Origin of the sequence: Sinorhizobium sp. CB7, assembly GCF_041357635.1 — a bacterium.
In the GTDB taxonomy this organism is placed as follows: Bacteria; Pseudomonadota; Alphaproteobacteria; order Rhizobiales; family Rhizobiaceae; genus Rhizobium.
This window is the reverse complement of the sequence record NZ_JAULLL010000003.1, coordinates 205,835-224,255: the sequence shown is the minus strand read 5'-3', so window position 1 is coordinate 224,255 and position 18,421 is coordinate 205,835. Positions and strand designations below refer to the sequence as shown.

Here is an 18,421-nt window from a genome sequence, read left to right as displayed (position 1 = left end):
CTTTCTGCAAGGGTGAGCTGGGATAACAGTACCGATCCCTGACGCCAATCCCAACCTGGCAATCTGGCACGTGGCTGGCGCGGCCAGGGAGTTAGGCGTTGACAAACCGAAACCTCCCGCAATCGTGATCACTTTCCGGCTGATCTCGCGCTATCGTGCATACGGTTGAAAGCGAAACAGGATTTCCTCCCATGACACGGTTGACCGCCAAGGACTTCCCGCAGGAACTTCTAGAACTTTACGACTACTACGCTCACGGTAGGATTACTAAACGCGAGTTCCTCGACCGAGCCGCGAAATACGCCGTCGGCGGTCTTACGGCCGCTGCCATTCTTTCCGCGATGAGCCCGAACTACGCGCTGGCTCAGCAAGTCGAATTCACCGATCCAGACATTTCAGCAGAATATATCCAGTATTCCTCTCCCAACGGAAATGGAGAAGTGCGAGGCTATCTGGTAAAACCAACGGCAATGAAAGGGAAAGTCCCTGCGGTCGTCGTCGTTCACGAAAACCGGGGCCTCAATCCCTACATCGAGGATGTCGCGCGACGCGTTGCAAAGTCAGGCTTTATCGCTTTGGCGCCGGACGGGCTCACCTCTGTGGGTGGATATCCTGGCAATGACGACAAGGGGCGGGAACTTCAACGGCAGGTGGATCCGCAAAAGCTAATGAACGACTTCTTCGCCGCCGTCGAATATCTGATGAATAGCGATCTGACGACTGGCAAGGTCGGCATTACCGGCTTTTGCTACGGCGGCGGCGTCGCTAACGCGGCTGCGGTTGCATATCCGGAGCTTGCGGTTGCCGTACCGTTTTATGGCCGCCAGCCGCCTGCAGCCGACGTTCCTCGCATCAAGGCGCCCCTTCTTCTCCACTATGCGGGGCTCGATAAGGGCATCAATGAGGGATGGCCCGCTTACGAAGAGGCCTTAAAGGCGGCGGGCAAGACCTACGAGGCGTATATCTACCCAGATGTAAACCATGGCTTTCACAACGATTCCACGCCGCGCTATGACGAGAAGGCCGCCAAGCTCGCATGGGATCGGACTGTGGCATGGTTTCAAAAATATCTCGTGTGAATAAAAAGGTCCGGCGGCCAGTGCCGCCGAACCTTTTTTATCAATGTTGCGTTATCGCGCTTGCAAGGTTGAACGAGATCCTCCCCATCACCACTCAGAGGCAGAAAGCGAGTGGCCATGCAAGCACGAAAGCCTGCCTTGATCTTGAGGTGGAGCTTGACCGGTGTTCAGCAAAATCAGCACCATCGATTGGCGCCGTGGGTTCGCCTTCGCGACTGATCCCGAGTGTTCGGGACCGGGATAACCAACCGGCCTGACCTTTTCGGCAACGCGCGATAGCGTTATCTGCAGTCCCGGTCAATTCGCGCGCAGCGTGGAATGACGGCGTGGTGCTTCCTGTCGCGTCGGCATGCGGGAACATGTCGAGATCGCGGAGGCGATCGGTGCCAGGGACTTCGCACGCGCAGCCGGTATCCTCGTGCGGCACATTGCGCGCAAGGAAGGCTCCCATTGGGAGCATTTCGATCCCGAGGTTCCGACGCGCCACGGGCACCGCTGAGCGCACAGCTGAATCAGGAGCAGATTGGGACAGATCCATCAATTTCGCCATGCCGGGCGCAGTGCATTTCTGCTTGCGCTCAATGCGACGCTCGCGGCCGGGTGCGGCGGCTAATCAGGGCAGAGATCTCTGACGGCTTTACCTGATGGGGTCGGGTGCAGGACCCGGACGGTCCTGCGTGGCTTCCAACCGTTTCGCTGCCGATCGACGTCACCCCCGAACAACAGGTGCTGCATCGCCCCGGTTCGATCCGATCATCTGCGGCCCGGGAACCGGCGAGCCTTTTCGCCTTATCCTGGAAAAGCCTTCCGGTTCCTTTACGACAAGTCCCCGTGATTGGCTGCTGGACTACCCACGTGCCGCGCATTGCGCTGTGTGGGACCTCAAAAGCTCGATGAACTCCAGATGCAATGGTGTCGGCAGCCAATTCGCCCTTGTCGTGACACCTTTCACGGACGGGCGCTTCAGGGTCAGCGGCAATATGGAGAAGCGGTCACCTCGATCATCCATCTCGACTTCGTGACGGCTTAGAACGCTGATGCGGTCGCTGTTCGACAGAAGGCTGCGGATGATGGAGAGCGAGCCAGTTTCAACGGCGTAGGATGTCCTGGGCTCGCCGGCGAAGAACTCTTCGATGGCGCGGCGGCGCGGGGTGGCAGGAGCAGGCATGACCCACTCGTATTGCATGAGGTCGGCCCGCGTAAGGTTCTTGGCATGCTGCAGCGGGTGCCCCCGGCGCACGACGATACAGAACGAATCATCGAACAGCGGTTCCTCGACCACGTCATGAACCCAGTCCGGCCGCCTCAAAAGGCCGAAATTCATATCGACCTGGCCGAGCCTCAAGCAATTGAGCATCGCGAGGTATGTGCCCTCCTGTATCTTGATACGGACCTTTGGATGCCGCCTCGTCAGGGCGTCGACGGCTGACGAGAGCACGTTCGAGGCGGACATCGGCAGGACGCCGATGCTTAGTTGCGTTGCCGCGCGGCCCTTGGCAACCTCGACCTCCTCCAGCGCGTATTCGATTTCCCTAATGGCAAGCCCAATCTTTCTGGTGAGCTCTGCCCCTGCCGGGGTGTTGATGACACCATCGGCGGAAGCCTGAAACAGGCGACAGTTGAGGATCTGCTCGAGTTCGCGGGCTGACCGGTAGAGCGCCGTCTCGGAGACGCCCATGGCGACTGCCGTTTGCGTCGCAGTCATTGGGTCAGTCGTCGCCACCAGCGAGCGAATCTGCGTGCTCGTGACCATATTGACCGGCGAAAAGCTCCGATCCTGCACTTCGGAACTCCCATAGATGGCCGAAAAGCCTTCCTCCATCATCGCGAAGAAGCGATCCACCCGGCGTAACAGGATATTTCCGAATTCGGTGGGATAGGATCCCGTCGGACGCCGGTCGAAAACCGGAGCTCCGATCTGGGACTCCAGCTTGGCAATCGCCTGGGTGACGGCCGGTTGAGAAACGTGAATGCTGGCCGAAGCCTGGCCAACGCTTCCCAAACGGGCGACAGCCTGCAAGGCCTTCAGGTGGCGAAGGTTGGGTAGCGCAATCATGATCTCCTCCTCAGACGGTGCACGTGGCTCCTCTCAGCATCCGCGGAGATACCTGTCTATTTGCTCGCAGGCTTAGCACGGCTTCGCAACTACCGCGTGCGCGGCAGAAGTCGCTCGTTTTACCTCCCTCAAGAAAATTAGCCTGAGTTTTGCGGCACGACAATATGGCCTAGCCGGCACCACGCATGTTAGCCGAGTTAATCACCCGAGAGCGCTACAACAAAGAAGAGCATCGACAGTGACTACTGCCTCGTGCACGGGTCCAAGGTTTCCACAATTCTACAATAGCTTAGACGCCGTTGAGACGGCACAGCGCAAGCCACCGTCCCGCTCAATTTGCACACTGCAATCATCGCGGGCGGAGTTGCCATTCGCCAAATCTTATGGCCCGGTATCCCTTTTCAATGCGTAAAACCTTCCGACGCTCGGCAATGATCGCCTGACGCATGACATTCACGGCTGGGAGGAGACGCTATGAAGGAAGATTTGCGTGATTTTAATGCCTTGTCGACCATAACGCGACGCGGTGTCCTTGGAGGGATTGCCGGTGCTGGGGCTTATCTTGCAACCGCAGGATTGCCTGGGTGGGGAGCATCGCCCGCTCGCGCCGCCGACATCGAGTCGGAGCTGGTTTTTGCCGGGCCAGGCGGGGCCTCGCAGCAGGTGCTGGAGGAAATGCTGATCCCGGACTTCAAGAAAATGTACGGCGACATCAACGTGACTCTGATCACCGGACAGCCGGCGGACAACGTAGCGAAACTGCGCACACAGGCGGCAAGCCCTACCATCGACGCGATATGGCTTGCCGGCGGCACGACCTATCAGGCTATCGATGCGGGTCTCGTCGCTCCGCTCGATGCATCGCTTGTCCCGAACCTGGCGCAGGTTCCGGCAAATGCCGGCAGGGAAGCGGCAGCGGCGCCGATCGGCATCGCCGTCGTGCAGCTCATGTACAGCATTCCCGTCTTCCAGAAGAACGGCTGGGCGCCGCCGAGTTCCTGGTTCGATCTTTGGGACACCCGTTTCAAAGGCCATGTCGGGCTGCCGTCGATCAACATTTCGAGCGCGGCCGGGTTCCTTGCGCTCTTGGCCAAGCAGCTGGGCGGGGACGAGAAGAACGTCGATCCGGCTTTTGCCAAGCTCAAGGAGCTGCGTCCGCAGATGCTGAACTTCTATTCATCGCTCGGAAACATGGAGACGGCGCTTCAGCAAGGTGATCTATGGATTGGCAACCTGACGGCACACCGCGGTTACCAGCTCAAGACGGCAGGAACACCGATCGGCATGTCGCAGTCCAAGGAAGGCGGTATCGGCTATCAGACCTGGGTAAGTGTCGTGAAGGGGGCTCCCCATCGCAAGGCCGCCCACGCATGGGTCAACTACCTGCTTTCGCCTGAGGGCCAGCAGAAGGTCCGCGAGGGCTTCGGGTACACCCCCGTCATCTCGTCGGTGCCGATCCCTGAAGAAGACCGCATCTACTTCCCGGACCTCAAGAGCGTGTTCATCCCGGACTGGCGCTACATCGCGGCGAACCTGCCGAAATATGTCGAGCGCTGGAACCGGGAGGTCGAACGGTAACGGGTCACGGCAAGTACCGATTTCTGTGGTTAAAATTGACGGGTAATTTCGGAATGCAGCCTTTTCTGTCGCTCGATGACGTAGGGGTGTCCTACGGGGCGTTTGTAGCCATTCAGTCGCTGAGCCTATCTCTCAGCCCCGGGGAATTCTTCTGCCTGCTCGGACCTTCCGGGTCGGGCAAGACCACAGCGCTCGGGGTGATTGCAGGCTTCACCGAGGTTTCCAAGGGAAGGGTCGGATTGGCCGGGCGGGACATTACCAATGTCTCGCCGCAGCGGCGCGAGATGGGCGTCGTCTTTCAGAGCTATGCTTTGTTTCCGCATATGACGGCCGAGGAGAATATCGGCTACGGGCTGAAGATAAGAGGCGAAGCCAAGGAGCGTATCCAGCGCCGCGCAGCCGAGCTGCTCTGCCTCGTCCAGCTCGAAGGCAAGGGCGGGCGGTATCCGCGGCAGATGTCGGGCGGCGAACAGCAGCGCGTCGCCATCGCCCGCGCGCTGGCGATCGAGCCGCAGCTGATGCTGCTCGACGAACCGCTCTCCAACCTCGATGCACGGCTTCGCGAGGAGATGCGTACCGAGCTCAAGCGCATCCAGAGGACAACCGGAGTGACGACGCTGCTGGTGACCCATGACCAGGAGGAAGCCTTCGGCATTGCCGATCGGATCGCCATCATGAACAAGGGGCGGCTCGAGCAGGTCGGTACACCCTCCGAGATCTACTGGTCACCGCAGACCCAGTTCGTGGCCCGTTTTATTGGGCAAGCCAATATTTTCGCCGGCGTAGACGACCGCGCGCGCAATGTTTTCCAGGTGGGCGTCCATGAATTTCAATGCCTGAAATCCGAGTCGGGCGATGCACCGGCCGTGCTCTTTCTGCGTCCGGAAGAGATCCGCATCGGCGGCGAGCGACAGGCAAATGTACTTCCGGGCGTCGTGGAAGGCATCGCGGCGCTGGGCAGTACACTCAACGTGCGCGTCGATACGCCGATCGGATCGCTGCTCGTCTATCGCCTCAATGACATCAAGCAGGTGCTGCGTCCGGGCGATCGGGTGGATGTGTCCTGGGCGGCGGATGCGGGCCGCATCATGAGGGGGGGCGGGCAATGAGCGCAACCTTCACCAATGTGACCTTACCGGCCAGACGGCTCAGCCGCCAGACGACGGTTTTCCTTCTTTTGCTGCCGGTGCTCGTCATCACCGTCTTCTTCTTCGTGATCCCGATGGCTGCGATCTTCGTCAACAGCCTGAAGGAGGGCACGCCGGGTGCGACGCACCTAACGCTGTCCAATTACATCAGCGTGGTCACCGACGACTTCTATTGGGAGATCATGCTGCGGACGATCAAGTTCAGTGCGCTGGCAACTATCGTCGCCCTTGCGCTCGCCTATCCCGCCGCGCTTTACATCTACTTTTCGCGCAGCAACTGGCGGCGGGTGATGCTGCTGATCGTGGTCTCGCCGCTCTTCATCAGCGTCATCGTCAGGACATATGGCTGGATGGTGGTGTTCAGTCCGAACGGGCTCATCGACGCGCTGCTGCCGACACGTTATGCGCTGCATCTCCTGAACACGCAGACGGCAATCATCCTCGGTCTCGTTCATATCTACCTCCCGTTCATGGTGCTTTCGCTCAATGCATCGCTTCTCAAGGTGGACCAGCGTCTCCTGTCGGCGGCCGCAAGCCTCGGCGCTTCCGGCTGGCGCAGTTTTTGCGACGTAATCATGCCGCTGAGCCTGCCAGGGGTGCAGTCCGGATGCGTGATCGTGTTCGCGAGCGCCATGACGGCCTTCGCTACCCCGCTGCTACTCGGCGGCTCGTCCAACAAGACCATGGCCTACATGATCTATCAGCAGAGTATCCTGCTCGCGAACTGGAATATGGGCGGCGCCGTCGCTTTCGTGCTGCTGGCCATGACCTTGGCCTTCGTCTTCATCATGAACCGGCTGCTCGAGAGGCGCGACCTCAAGGAGGCCCTGCAATGAACCGCTCGAACGAACATTGGCACCTCGCACGCCGCATCTTCGCGATCCTGTTCAGCATCTTCATGCTGTTGCCGCTCGTTGTCATCATGGTGGTTTCGTTCACCGACGAGGGCTATGTGCGGTTTCCGCCCGCCTCCTTCGGGTTCAGGTGGTACGCAGCGGCGCTGCAGAACGTGTATTTTCAATCCGGCCTCGTCGTCAGCGTGCAGATCGCGTTGCTGGTGGCGCTCGTCTCGGGAACGCTAGGGGTCCTCGCTTCGCTGGTCCTGGGACGCTATGAGTTTCCAGGCCGCAGTACCATCCTGTCGATCCTTCTGATGCCGATGGCGATCCCGCACATCGTCCTGGCGATCGCACTGCTGCAATTCATGGCCCTGTTGGCACTTCCGAGTGCTCCCATCGGCATCATCGCCGGGCATATCCTGATCAGCCTGCCCTTCGTGCTCCGCCTGACGATGACGAGCGTACTTGCGCTCGATCCGCTGGCGGAACGGGCGAGCTACAGCCTGGGCGCCTCGCCGTTCCAGACGCTCAGACACATAATCCTGCCGATGATCGCGCCGGGTGCGGCTGCGGGGACGATCTTTGCCTTTCTCATCTCTTTCGACGAGGTGACGATCTCGCTGTTCCTGGCACTGCCTGGCCACACGACCCTGCCGGCTGAAATCTTCAGCTTCGCCTCGCAGGGCTCCGACCCGGTCATAACCGCCGTCAGCGGCGCGATGATCATCTTCGCCGTCATCCTCATGCTGATTGTGGAGCGCTTCTACGGCGTGCTGCGGCTGATGACCGAGCGACGGTGAAACCGCAAGTCTTATGGCTTTGCCGAGGCTTTGGATGACCGCGGCAAGGACGCGGCCAACTATAGCTGAGTCATACCGACCACACGCTCGCCAGCATGCCCGACGGGCGGCGGATATTCGATCAAATGGAGGAGTACCCATGTCCGAACCACTTCACCTGACCATCGCGCTCAGAACGCATGGCCACACCGCCGCCCTGAAGGACGGGCGCGTCAAGATGGATGGCGTCGTCTTCGATTTCATCGAGGTCGAGCCCCAGATCGCCGCCTTCCGCCGCATGGTGCGCGACGTGGAGTTCGACGTCTGCGAACTCGCGCCGACGACGTATTTCATAGCCCGCGCCTACGGGGCGCCGTACAAGGCGTTGCCGATATTCTTCGAGCGCCGGTTCCATCATGCGGGTCTCGTCGTGCGCCCGGATGCGGGCATCAATGGCCCGAAGGATTTGGAAGGCAAGAAGGTTGGCGTCCGGGCCTATTCCGTCACGACCGGCGTCTGGACGCGCGGCATCCTCGCCAATGAATTCGGCCTCGATTCCTCCAAGGTGACATGGGTGGTCGATGACGAGGAGCATGTGCCGCAGCTCGTCCTGCCGCCGAACGTCATCCATGTCGAGAAGGGCGACTCACTCGCCGACATGATGGCAGAGGGCAGAATCCAGGCGGGCTTCCTCGCCAATGCCGGGATCGGCCGCAAGGGCGCTCCCAAGGAAGGCTGGGCGGCCAACGCGGTACCCTCGACCGACAATTACCGCGAACTCTTCCCGAATGCCGACGAGCTTGGCGCGGAGTGGTATCGCCGCACCGGTATTTATCCGATGCACAGCACGCTGGTCATCAAGGACTCGATCCTGGCCGCGCACCCCGACGTCGCGCGTAAAATCTATAAGGCCTTCGTTGAAGCCAAGGAAATCTACCTTCGCCAGCTTCATTCGGGCGAAGCCACCAGCAAGACCGACAAGCGCATGCTGAAGCAGACGGCAGTCGTCGGACCCGACCCGCTGCCCTATGGCATCGCCGTCAATCGCCCGGCCATCGATACGTTGCGCCTCTATGCCGTCCAGCAGGGACTGATGCCGCGCGAACTGCCGATCGAAGATCTCTTCATCGACGCCGACAAGTTCTGACCCGATCCCTCCAACCATGGACGCTCACGATGATTGAGATCTACGACATCCATCCGCATATCGTTTCGCGCGATACCAGCCGCTATCCGGTGGTTCCCCTGATGGGAAAGCGCTCCGAGTGGTCGCATGAGCGCTCGACCGACCTCGACCAGCTTATCGCCGGCATGAAGGAGGCGGGTGTCGCCAAGGCGGCGATCGTGCATTCCTCGACGACCTACGGATTCGACAACAGCTACGTGGCCGATGCCGTTGCACAGTATCCTGATCGGTTCACGGGCGTGTTTTCCAGCGATGTGCTGGCCGATGATGCCGTCCAGAAGATCGTCTACTGGCACGGAAGGGGCCTGACAGGGCTGCGCATCTTCTCGAAGGGAAGCACGATCGCCAGGCAGTGGCTCTCGCTCGACGATCCGCGGGTCTATCCGGCCTATGAGAAATGCCAGGACCTGGGGCTTCCGGTCTGCATCAACATCCATGCCAACGAGGAGGAACTGAAGCAGGTGCACGCCGTCCTGAAGCGGTTTCCCGGCGTCAGCCTGCTGCTCGACCATCTCGGCCGCGTCAAGGTTGGCGACGGCGCACCCTATGCCAAGGCGAAGCCGCTTTTCGACCTCGCCGCTTATCCCAACATGTTCCTCAAGCTGACGCCGAGGCTGCTTGAAGACATCAGTGCGACCGACAGCAAGGCCACTTCGGAAAGCTTCCTGCCGAAGCTGGTGCAGGAGTTCGGCTCCGACAGGATTGCCTTTGGCTCCAACTACCCGTCTTCCGAAGGGACGATGCCGGAACTGGTGAATGCGATGCGGAAGGCCGTGTCGGTTCTCAGCGAGAAGGACCAGGTGGGGATCCTCTCGGGCACCGCCAAGCGGCTCTATCCGGCACTTGCCAAGATCCCGGCCTAAGCGAAAAAGGAGAAGCGAGATGATCATCGATATCCATGGGCACTATACGACGGCTCCGGAAGCGCTCGCGCTGTTTCGACAGGAACAGATCGCCGGCCTGAAGGACCCGACCAAGACGCCGTCCCGGGACTCGCTGAAGATCAGCGACGACCAGATCCATGAAACGCTCTTCAACAATCAGGTGAAGCTGCAGCGCGAGCGCGGCACGGACGTCACGCTGCTTTCCCCGGGCGCAGGCAAGATGTCGCATCACATTGGCAATGCGAACACCAGCCAGCTCTGGGCCGAAGTCTGCAACGATCTCATCTACCGCGCGACGCAGATATTCCCGACGAGCTTCGTCGGCGTGTGCCAGCTGCCGCAGTCGCCCGGTGTGCCACCGGCCAATTGCATCAAGGAGCTGGAGCGTTGCGTCACGGAACTTGGCTTTGTCGGCTGCAATCTCAATCCGGATCCGTCCGGCGGCTACTGGACCGACCCGCCGCTTACCGACCGCTATTGGTATCCGTTCTACGAGAAGATGGTCGAGCTCGACGTTCCGGCCATGGTTCACGTCGCAGCGTCCTGCAACCCGGCCTTCCATGGGACCGGAGCCCATTATCTCTGCGGCGACACGACCGCCTTCATGCAGATGCTGTTGTCGGACCTGTTCAAGGATTTCCCGACGCTGAAATTCGTGATCCCGCATGGCGGCGGGGCCGTGCCCTTCCATTGGGGCCGTTATCGTGGCCTGGCACAGGACCTGAAGCGCCCTCCGCTTGACGAACTCCTGCTGAACAACGTCTTCTTCGATACCTGCGTCTACCATCGTCCGGGGATCGAGCTGATGGCGAAGGTCATTCCGATTGATAACGTGCTGTTCGCATCGGAAATGATCGGCGCAGTCCGCGGCGTCGATCCCACGACCGGCTATCGTTTCGACGATACCAAGCGCTACATCGACGCCGTATCGTTGTTCACCGATGACGACCGCCAGAAGATCTATGAGGGCAATGCGCGCCGGGTCTACGGGCGTCTCAATGCCGCGCTCGACCGCATGGCGAAGCATTGATCGGCAACGGGAAGGAGGTGCTGCTGATCGGTGCCTCCTGTCTCGACGCTCCTGTTCAGACCTAATAGGGCGGCCCGGACTGCAAGGTCGTTGGAAATAGGTTAGGCGGCGCGCGGCTTTGACTGGGTGCCGCCCATTTGCGAAACGGGCTTGCGCTGTCCTCAGGCGGTTTCGCGCTGAAGCAGCGGACGCAGCTTGCGCACGTCGTCCAGGCGATCGATCGCCGCCAGCGTCTCTATCAAGCGCGCCGTCTTACCACTGCCGAGCACGGGACCGATCAGGCCCTCTGCCTTGGCGATCACCTCGTCGGTATCCATCGGGTCTTCCGGCTGGCCGCGCACCGTTTGCGGGTTCTTCACGAGGATCCTTCCATCCTTGAGCGTGAGCGTCATGATCGCATGCTCGCGTCGGTGCGCACCGGGACGCGGTTCAATGCGAACCCGGCTGCGCAATGCAAGCACCGCCGGATCCGCCATGCGGGACATTTCGTGTACGGATTCGAACGTGACGCCGCCATCGGTGATGAACAGCGAGAGCAGGTGCGACAGATTGAGATTGGACATCTTGCTGTTGACGATCAGAACGCGCCGCTCCGGCAGGGTGACGTGGATATCCACGACGTCATCGGCCGAAAACCGATGCTGCTTCAGGAGATCCTCGATCGAATCGAGTGCAGCCTGGCAGGGGGAGCCCACACACCACTTCTTGATGGCGGTTCGCATCACCTCGAAACGGTCGCCGAGTGCCTCAATTGCAAGTGCGGGTCTCGATGTGCGGGCATAGCCGGCAAAGAGGCCCGGCGTGCCTTCAAGCGGCTCGGTCGAAGTCGGAATGCCCGTCCGGCCCAGCAGCGCCGCCTTGACGCCGTTGTGGGCCGGAAGGCCCCCGAAAACGAAGCCCTTTTCGATATGCGCCGGATCGCGCACCCAGCAAGTGCTGCCCGATGCAAGGTGGGTGGCGAATGTCAGCGTTCGAGCGCAACCGGCGGGATCCAGACCGAGGAGTGCGGCCGATGCGGCCGCCGCGCCGAAGATCCCACCGAATGAGCAATGGTGGTAGCGCAGCATGAAATCGCCGCCGCCGATTGCCGCTGCAACGCGCGTGCCGACGTCGTAGCCGGTGACGATCGCGCGCAGGAAATCCTCACCCGACGAGCCCTGCGCCTCGCCGATGGCGAGCGCCGCCGGCACGATCGAGCAACCGGGATGGGTGACCGACGCCCCATGGGAATCGTCGGATTCGTCGGCATGGGCGAACATGCCGTTGGCAAGGGCGGCGCTCTCCGCCGAGGTCAGGATATCGGTGCCGACGACGGTCGCCTGCTCGCGCCCGGACAATTCGCGGACGAAAGCGATAGCGCCCGGCCTTGCCTCGAGCAGGCTGCCGGAAACCATAGCCGCGACCGTGTCGATCAGGTGATGCATCGCCGAGCGGCGGACCTCCCCCGGTAGTTGGCGGGTGCCGGTGGAGGCGATATAATCCGCAAGCGTTTGCGTGATCATTCCCGTTCCTTAAATGGGTGAAGGAGCACCGGTCGATTGTGCGGCCGGTGCGAAGCGTGCGACGGTAATGCCTTTCTCAATCGCGACCGGCGAGCTTGCGGCCATTTTCGAGCGCGGAGAAGGAGCGCACGGGCGACGTCAGGAGAAGATCGAAGCCGTCGTTGATGACGCGCTCGACGTTCTTGGAGCCGACATGCGGATGGCCGACCGGGACACCGTGCGCCTTGCAGATACGCACGACTTCCGCCATGTGCCTGACGACTTCCGGATGTTCGTATTCGCGCGGATAGCCGAGTTCCTGGCTGAGATCCCCTTCACCGATGAGCACGGCGCCGATACCAGGCACCTTTGTCAGCATCTCGTCGAGATTCTCGATGGCCAGCGTATCCTCGATCATCAGGATGACCAGGATCTCGCCCTGGGGATCGAGCGGCCATACGTCTGCCCTCTGATAGTATTCCGTCTGCGAAAGACCCCAGAAACGCGCGGCCGTGCCGGGGCTGTCGCCGCGGATCCCCGCGGGCTCATAGCGCGGCGCGGTCTTCAGGCGCGGATAGCGGCAGGCAGCTACCGCGTTGTAGGCTTGCTCGGCGGTGCTGACATGCGGCCACACCACCCCGAACACACCCACGTCGAGCGCCTGCTTGGCCAGCCACTGGTTCATCTCGCCGCCATTGGCAGGGATTCGGCAGATCGGCGTGACTGACGGACCGGAATCGGCAGAGGCACGGATCTGCTTGCGGCTCAGCATATACTGCATCGTGTCGCGGAGCTCGGCCGGGTTCCAGGGCCGATGCTCCATCTCATAGATGACTCCGTCATAAGGTGCCGACGACACCCAGAGCGCGGATTCCATGCTCGCCGGAGCGAAGGTCCCGAAAGCCTTCTGGCCATTTTCGAACGCCTTGATGATTCCGTTCAGTCTCGTCATGACTGGTTTCTCCCTAAGCCATTTCAGTGAGGAAGCGCCTTGTCGAGGCGCGGGAAGACCTTGCGGGCATTGCCCTCGAAGATCTTGTGGCGATCCTCGTCCGTCAGGTGTGCGAGACGATCGATGTAGCGCTTGGTATCGTCGAAGTAGTGACCCGTGTCCGGGTCGACGCAGCGCACGGCGCCGATCATCTCGGATGCGAAGATGATGTTGTCGACCGGAATGACGTCCGCCATCAGCGCCACGCCGGGATAGTGGTAGACGCAGGTGTCGAAGAACACGTTGTCACGGATCATCTCCGCGAGCGGAGGACGTTTCAGGTCATAGGCGAGCCCGCGATAGCGTCCCCAGTGGAAAGGCACCGCGCCGCCACCATGCGGGATGATGAAGCGAAGTGTCGGGAAATCCCTGAAGATGTCAGACATGAGAAGCTGCATGAAGGCGATCGTGTCCCCGGCGAGATAATGCGCCCCGGTGTGATGGACCGCCGGCGTGCAGGTGGAGCTCACGTGGATCATCGCCGGAACGTCGAGTTCAACCATCTTCTCGTAGAGCGGATAGAAGGAACGGTCGGTCAAGGCCGGACCTTGCCAATGTCCTCCGGAGGGGTCCGGATTGAGATTGCAACCGACGAAGCCAAGTTCCGTGACGCAGCGTTCGAGCTCCGCAACGGAACCGGCAAGCGATGCGCCGGGCGACTGCGGCAGCTGGCATACGCCGACGAAACTTTCCGGGAAGAGCCTGCAGACCTGATGGATCAGGTTGTTGGAAAGGCGGCTCCAGCGTTGGCTCATCGCTTCGTCGCCCTGATGGTGCCCCATGAGGCTGGCGATCGGCGAGAAGATTGTGACATCGGTGCCGCGCTCTCTTTGCAGCTTCAACTGAGCGTCAACGAGGGTCTCCCGGACCTCGTCGTCGGAAAAGACCGGCTCGTCCGGCTTCTTCCCGCCATTTTCAAATGCGGCAACCTGCGCCTTGCGAAACTCCCGGAGCTTGAAGGGTGCGGTCGTATAGTGACCGTGGCAATCGATGATCACGTTTTTTTCTTCCTTGTTTCAGACGCCGAGCTTGCGCGTTGTGTCGTCGAACAGTTCGTCTACCGAAAGCCTGCGCCCGATAACTTTCTGCTGGAACGCATAGTCGATAATCATCTCCAGCGAGGGCCGCAGCGCTTCGACGCCGAATGGACGCATCTGCAGGCCGTCCACCGGCTGGGTGTCGAGATCGCGGCTTTCAAGCAGCATGCGGTAAATCTCGCGCACGACGTCGGGGCGCCGCCGCGACAATTCTTCGCGCACGACAACCATATGGTTCATCGGAATGACACCGGTCCGCGCGTGCCAGGCCAAAGCGTCCTTCTTCGGATCGGGAATGACGGTCTTGATACGATCGTCCTTCGGCATATCGCTGCCGATCATCGCCGCGTCGACCTCGCCCGCAAAAAGCATGTCCTTGAGTTTCATGCCTTTCGGAGCCACTACGACGTTGGCCGGTTCCTTGTACTCGCCAAGGTGGGCATCCTCGAACGTGATCCAGTGGACGCTCGCCGGATCGACTCCATATTCGTTCTGCAGGATGCCGCGGATCCACACGCCCGTCGTCTGCGTGTAGGAGCGCACGCCGATGCGCTTGCCATTGAGGTCCGCAGGCCTGAGCGTGCCAAACGCGCTATTGTAGGCGACGCAATTGTGCTGGAAGCGGCCGCCAATGACGGCCGGCAACAGCACCAGAGGTTTGCCGTAGAATTTCGCTTGCAGGAATGTGACGATCGCCAGCTCGCCCCAGTCGAACTTGCCTTCGCGGACCATCGGCTTGAAGCCGTGGTGGATGAGCTCCGGCGCGTCGAAATCAAAAATGACGAGATCGCTCTTCACAGCCCCGGACGTCAGCGATCTCGTGCTGGCGTTTTTTTCGGCGAGCAGCGTGTGCAGCCTGACGGCGCCGGTCGTGGGATAGGAATGGGTCATGATCGGCTCCTGCCTGTCAAGCGAGTTTCGGGTACAGGAATTCTGCTGTGCGGCCCAAAATCCAGTCCTGGTCGTCCTTCGACAGGGATTTCAGATTGTCCTTCGCGCGATCGACGATCTGCTTGAGCGTGCCCGTCGATGCCGGATAGTTGGAGCCGAAGGCGATCCGCTTAGCGCCGAATTCGCCGACCAGCTTCGGGAAGAAGGTCTCGGGAGATGCCTTGCCGGTATTGGCGAGATCGAAGGAGCGCGGCGTCACCTTCAGATAGATATTGGCGTAGGCGGCAAGGCCGAAGAGGGGCGCGGCATTTGCATAGGGGGGGCCGTCCGTCGTATCCATGCGCGCCAGATGGTCAAGGATGATGCGCGTCTGGGGGAAGCGCTTGGCCATTTCGACGATGATCGGGAACGCCGGCGGCCGCGCCTGGACGCAGATCGAAACACCCTTCTCCCCGGCATATTCCCAGACCGGGTAGGAGCGCGGATCGTCGAGCCAGCTGAAGTCGAACTCGAGCTTGCTGCCGCCGGTATAGAGACGCAGACCCGTTATGCCGCGCGCCATCCAGCTCTTCATGGTATCCACCGCGTCCGGCTGCAGGACATCGATCGTGCCGACGCCCGTGAAGCGGTCGGGATAGCGCTCGATCGCGTGGGTGACATAGCTGTTGTTGTAGCCGTAGCAGGTTGCCGACTGGACCAGCGCCGAGCTCGCGATGCCCGCCTCGTCCATGGCCGCGACCATGTCCTCGACGGTCACCTGATGCTCCCTGGACCAGTCCGATTGCGTGCCGCCGAGCGGCGAGCGGGGGAAACGAACGTCATCCTTCGAGATGACGTGCGGGTGAATATCGTGAATCTTCTGGGACATTCCGTGCCTCCCTTAATCCTATTGAATCTCACTTGCTGGCGGGGTCTACGAACAGCTCGCTGAGGGGAAGCTCGTCCGGGATCAGCCCCTGGTGCTTCGCGTAGCGCTGCAGCGCCTCGATCGACGCGCGGTTTTCTGTAACGCCGTAGGGAAGGGGATCGGACCCCACGACCTTGGCGAGCTCGAGATATTTGCGGTCGTCGCCGCCGGCATGTTTGCCGGCATGGAGACGCTCGACATATTGGTCCTTTGATTGGCGGAATGCCTTGTAGAGTGCGCCAGCGACCCAGGGATTTGCTTTCAGCACGTCGTCCTTGACGACCAGCAAGCCATGCATCGGATAAATGCCGGTACGCCTGTGCCAGTCGGCCGCGAGCCGCTCGGCATCGGGCAGCAGTTCGCGATACTCTATCGCGCCGGCCGGATTCTTTTCCGACCAGTTCTGGTCAGGCTTGCCTTCCCGTCCGATTCCCGCGTTGGCCGCAAAGCCTGCCTGGATCTCTCCGGTCTCCATCATCGAGGCGAGCGATTTGCCTGCAGGTGCGTGGATCACGTTCGCCGGCAGGTTCAGAGCCTGGACATGCTCCTCATCGTCGACGACCCAGGTTACCTTCTGGTCGTCAAGCCGGTACTCATCGACCAGTATGCCGCGGGTCCAAACACCCGTGGTGACCGAATAAGCGCGGACCCCGACCTTCTTGCCCTCAAGGTCCCTCGGCTTTTCGATGCCGGCGTCGGGGCGTACGAGAAGTCCGTTATGATGGAAGCGGCGGGAGACGAAGACCGGCAGAGCGGTGAATTTCACGCCGTAAGCCTTCGCGATAATATAGGTCGTGGGTGCAAGCTCACAGACGTCGAATTCAAGCTCTCGCACCATCCGGCGGTAAGCTGCAATCTGCGGCTTCACTTCGATCCAGTTCGGCGTAACGCCTTCGATCGGTACCGCACCGTTTTTGACGTCAGCTGTATGACCGTATGTGCGGACAGCAAAAGACAAGGATAGGGGCTCAAAAGCAGCGCCCATCAGAGACCTCCCTAGGCTTATGGAAGACATTCCGAGCGAAAAGCGGGGTCAGCAAAAACATGCCGCCCGCTGACCGACCTCGGGAATATCCCATTGACTTCAATAGAAAATCTAGAGGGCTCGTTGGGCGCTTGCCAATCGTAAGGGTAGCAATCTCCATAAGAAAAGACTGAAGGGTATTTTTGCCAGGGGCACGTTGACGACGCCGAAAACAGCCAAAGCTGCGCCGGACGTGAAGTTTTGACTGCGAATAGGCTGGAAGAGCTACACGCGACTGCAGGATTTCTGGGGCGCTCGATCTCAGGGATCGATCAGCCCGTCGCGTCTCCTGAGTTGCGGGAAGGCAAGGGCCCAGATCACCGAGACGGCGATCGTGCCCAAACCGCCAAGCAGGATCGCAGGCACCAGGCCGAACGCGGCGGCGGTCGCCCCGGATTCGAATTCGCCAAGCTCGTTGGAAGCGCCCACGAACAGAGAATTGACGGCGGCGACGCGACCGCGCATCTCATCAGGCGTGTCGCTCTGAACCAGCGTCTGGCGGATGACGACGCTGAAGACGTCGGAAGCGCCAATCAGCCAAAGAGCCGCAAGCGATAAATAGAGATCGCCGGAAAGCGCGAGGATGATCGTCGCCAGCCCGAATGTGGTGGTGGCGATGAACAGCTTGATACCGGCGTGCCGTTTGATTGGACGGTAGGCAAGCGTCAGACCGAGAGACATCGCCCCGAGCGCCGGCATGGATCGCAGGATGCCGAGTCCGAACGGGCCAAGATGCAGTATTTCGCTTGCGATCATCGGAAGCAGTGCGGTGGCGCCGCCAAGCAAGACAGTGAAGAGGTCCAGCGAAATGGCGCCAAGGATGACCGGCTTCGTCCGGATGAAATGGAGGCCGGCAAAGGCATCGCTCAACTTGACGGGAGCCTTGGAATTGGCCTGTGGCCTTTTTGAAATCAGGAAGTTTAGGATCGATGCAAGGAAAAACGCCGCAGCAGACACGGCGAAGGGCGCCCAGGGCCCGATCACATAAAGCAGGCCGCCGAGGGCCGGGCCGATGATCGTCGCCATCTGGCTCGTGGAAGAGGAGATGCCGATAACTCGGCTGAAAACTTCTCGTGGAACGAGGTTGGCCACCATTGCCTGTGACGCCGGGGTGGCAAAACCTCTTGCGGTGCCAAAGACGACAAACAAGGCATAGACGACGCCCGGAATGATTGGGCTGCTCAAAGCGACCACAAGCAGCCCTAGGGTAACAAGGCTCATGACGAGAAAGGCGATCCCGCACACCAGACGCCGATCGAATTTGTCGGCGACCATGCCGGAGATGAGCGAGAGGACCAGTTTCGGTGCGAATGCCGCAAGGCCCACCATGCCGAGCGCTAGCGCGCTGCGGGTCACGTCGTAGATAAGCCAACCGACAGCGACGTTGAGGATCTGGACAGCGCAGACCCAAAGGAAACGACCGACGAGATAAAGCAGCACGTCGCGTTGCAGGACGGCCGACAAACGGGTTTCGCCGCCTATCTCCGCATCTCTCGCTGTCGACTTCATGC

Annotated in this window: 17 protein-coding genes; 9 read left to right on the top strand and 8 right to left on the bottom strand. The window is 60.7% G+C overall.

Annotation, left to right across the window (positions count from 1 at the left end; translation table 11 throughout):
• Nucleotides 1-191: 191 nt before the first annotated feature.
• Complete coding sequence (gene yghX / locus AAE029_RS08145; protein ID WP_371072324.1) at nt 192-1,079, top strand: YghX family hydrolase; 888 nt, start codon at nt 192-194, stop codon at nt 1,077-1,079.
• A 349-nt stretch (nt 1,080-1,428) separates the two neighbouring features.
• The gene (locus AAE029_RS08140; protein WP_371072323.1) at nt 1,429-1,578 is read left to right on the top strand and encodes a hypothetical protein; all 150 of its coding nucleotides are present in this window, start codon (nt 1,429-1,431) and stop codon (nt 1,576-1,578) included.
• 348 nt (nt 1,579-1,926) lie between these two features.
• Here the strand turns inward: AAE029_RS08140 and AAE029_RS08135 are convergent, their stop codons facing one another.
• Complete coding sequence (locus AAE029_RS08135; RefSeq protein WP_371072322.1) at nt 1,927-3,135, bottom strand: LysR family transcriptional regulator; 1,209 nt, start codon at nt 3,133-3,135, stop codon at nt 1,927-1,929.
• A 474-nt stretch (nt 3,136-3,609) separates the two neighbouring features.
• Between AAE029_RS08135 and AAE029_RS08130 the strand changes: the two genes are divergently transcribed.
• The 7 genes from AAE029_RS08130 to AAE029_RS08100 all read left to right on the top strand — a co-directional run bounded on the left by AAE029_RS08130 (nt 3,610) and on the right by AAE029_RS08100 (nt 10,579).
• A complete protein-coding gene (locus AAE029_RS08130; RefSeq protein ID WP_371072321.1) occupies nt 3,610-4,713 on the top strand; it encodes an extracellular solute-binding protein in 1,104 nt (367 codons plus the stop codon).
• Between the two features lie 53 nt (nt 4,714-4,766).
• Nucleotides 4,767-5,822, top strand: coding sequence for an ABC transporter ATP-binding protein (locus AAE029_RS08125; protein ID WP_371072320.1), 1,056 nt, complete (start codon nt 4,767-4,769; stop codon nt 5,820-5,822).
• Nucleotides 5,819-6,697 (top strand): ABC transporter permease, encoded by an 879-nt coding sequence (locus AAE029_RS08120; RefSeq protein WP_371072319.1) that lies wholly within the window; start codon nt 5,819-5,821, stop codon nt 6,695-6,697. The genes AAE029_RS08125 and AAE029_RS08120 overlap by 4 nt, the downstream gene beginning before the upstream one ends.
• Nucleotides 6,694-7,500, top strand: a complete 807-nt coding sequence (locus tag AAE029_RS08115; RefSeq protein ID WP_371072318.1) for an ABC transporter permease — start codon at nt 6,694-6,696, stop codon at nt 7,498-7,500. The genes AAE029_RS08120 and AAE029_RS08115 overlap by 4 nt, the downstream gene beginning before the upstream one ends.
• A gap of 139 nt (nt 7,501-7,639) precedes the next feature.
• Nucleotides 7,640-8,626, top strand: a complete 987-nt coding sequence (locus tag AAE029_RS08110; RefSeq protein WP_371072317.1) for an ABC transporter substrate-binding protein — start codon at nt 7,640-7,642, stop codon at nt 8,624-8,626.
• Nucleotides 8,627-8,655: 29 nt separating this feature from the next.
• Nucleotides 8,656-9,528: an amidohydrolase gene (locus tag AAE029_RS08105; protein WP_371072316.1), complete on the top strand. Its 873-nt coding sequence runs from the start codon at nt 8,656-8,658 to the stop codon at nt 9,526-9,528.
• 19 nt (nt 9,529-9,547) lie between these two features.
• Nucleotides 9,548-10,579: an amidohydrolase family protein gene (locus AAE029_RS08100; RefSeq protein WP_371072315.1), complete on the top strand. Its 1,032-nt coding sequence runs from the start codon at nt 9,548-9,550 to the stop codon at nt 10,577-10,579.
• Nucleotides 10,580-10,740: 161 nt separating this feature from the next.
• Here AAE029_RS08100 and AAE029_RS08095 read toward each other — a convergent pair whose 3' ends face one another.
• From AAE029_RS08095 to AAE029_RS08065, 7 genes are all read right to left on the bottom strand, one after another.
• Nucleotides 10,741-12,081, bottom strand: a complete 1,341-nt coding sequence (locus AAE029_RS08095) for an MmgE/PrpD family protein (protein WP_371072314.1) — start codon at nt 12,079-12,081, stop codon at nt 10,741-10,743.
• Between the two features lie 76 nt (nt 12,082-12,157).
• Nucleotides 12,158-13,012, bottom strand: a complete 855-nt coding sequence (locus tag AAE029_RS08090) for an HpcH/HpaI aldolase/citrate lyase family protein (protein ID WP_371072313.1) — start codon at nt 13,010-13,012, stop codon at nt 12,158-12,160.
• A 23-nt stretch (nt 13,013-13,035) separates the two neighbouring features.
• Complete coding sequence (locus AAE029_RS08085; protein ID WP_371072312.1) at nt 13,036-14,049, bottom strand: amidohydrolase family protein; 1,014 nt, start codon at nt 14,047-14,049, stop codon at nt 13,036-13,038.
• Between the two features lie 18 nt (nt 14,050-14,067).
• The gene (locus tag AAE029_RS08080; protein ID WP_371072311.1) at nt 14,068-14,979 is read right to left on the bottom strand and encodes an ABC transporter substrate-binding protein; all 912 of its coding nucleotides are present in this window, start codon (nt 14,977-14,979) and stop codon (nt 14,068-14,070) included.
• Between the two features lie 16 nt (nt 14,980-14,995).
• Entirely contained in the window at nt 14,996-15,847 is an 852-nt protein-coding gene (locus AAE029_RS08075; RefSeq protein ID WP_371072310.1) for an amidohydrolase, read from the bottom strand.
• 28 nt (nt 15,848-15,875) lie between these two features.
• Nucleotides 15,876-16,871 (bottom strand): PhnD/SsuA/transferrin family substrate-binding protein, encoded by a 996-nt coding sequence (locus AAE029_RS08070; RefSeq protein ID WP_371072309.1) that lies wholly within the window; start codon nt 16,869-16,871, stop codon nt 15,876-15,878.
• A 300-nt stretch (nt 16,872-17,171) separates the two neighbouring features.
• Nucleotides 17,172-18,419, bottom strand: coding sequence for an MFS transporter (locus AAE029_RS08065; protein WP_371072308.1), 1,248 nt, complete (start codon nt 18,417-18,419; stop codon nt 17,172-17,174).
• Between the last annotated feature and the right edge of the window lie 2 nt (nt 18,420-18,421).

Bases quoted from the DNA above. Each gene is read 5' to 3' on its own strand.
- AAE029_RS08115 (WP_371072318.1), top strand. From the start codon at position 6,694: ATGAACCGCTCGAACGAACATTGGCACCTCGCACGCCGCATCTTCGCG.
- AAE029_RS08140 (WP_371072323.1), top strand. From the start codon at position 1,429: ATGCGGGAACATGTCGAGATCGCGGAGGCGATCGGTGCCAGGGACTTC.
- AAE029_RS08105 (WP_371072316.1), top strand. From the start codon at position 8,656: ATGATTGAGATCTACGACATCCATCCGCATATCGTTTCGCGCGATACC.
- AAE029_RS08135 (WP_371072322.1), bottom strand. From the start codon at position 3,135: ATGATTGCGCTACCCAACCTTCGCCACCTGAAGGCCTTGCAGGCTGTC.
- AAE029_RS08090 (WP_371072313.1), bottom strand. From the start codon at position 13,012: ATGACGAGACTGAACGGAATCATCAAGGCGTTCGAAAATGGCCAGAAG.
- AAE029_RS08125 (WP_371072320.1), top strand. From the start codon at position 4,767: ATGCAGCCTTTTCTGTCGCTCGATGACGTAGGGGTGTCCTACGGGGCG.
- AAE029_RS08065 (WP_371072308.1), bottom strand. From the start codon at position 18,419: ATGAAGTCGACAGCGAGAGATGCGGAGATAGGCGGCGAAACCCGTTTG.
- AAE029_RS08075 (WP_371072310.1), bottom strand. From the start codon at position 15,847: ATGTCCCAGAAGATTCACGATATTCACCCGCACGTCATCTCGAAGGAT.
- AAE029_RS08130 (WP_371072321.1), top strand. From the start codon at position 3,610: ATGAAGGAAGATTTGCGTGATTTTAATGCCTTGTCGACCATAACGCGA.
- AAE029_RS08080 (WP_371072311.1), bottom strand. From the start codon at position 14,979: ATGACCCATTCCTATCCCACGACCGGCGCCGTCAGGCTGCACACGCTG.
- AAE029_RS08095 (WP_371072314.1), bottom strand. From the start codon at position 12,081: ATGATCACGCAAACGCTTGCGGATTATATCGCCTCCACCGGCACCCGC.
- AAE029_RS08070 (WP_371072309.1), bottom strand. From the start codon at position 16,871: ATGGGCGCTGCTTTTGAGCCCCTATCCTTGTCTTTTGCTGTCCGCACA.
- yghX (WP_371072324.1), top strand. From the start codon at position 192: ATGACACGGTTGACCGCCAAGGACTTCCCGCAGGAACTTCTAGAACTT.
- AAE029_RS08110 (WP_371072317.1), top strand. From the start codon at position 7,640: ATGTCCGAACCACTTCACCTGACCATCGCGCTCAGAACGCATGGCCAC.
- AAE029_RS08120 (WP_371072319.1), top strand. From the start codon at position 5,819: ATGAGCGCAACCTTCACCAATGTGACCTTACCGGCCAGACGGCTCAGC.
- AAE029_RS08100 (WP_371072315.1), top strand. From the start codon at position 9,548: ATGATCATCGATATCCATGGGCACTATACGACGGCTCCGGAAGCGCTC.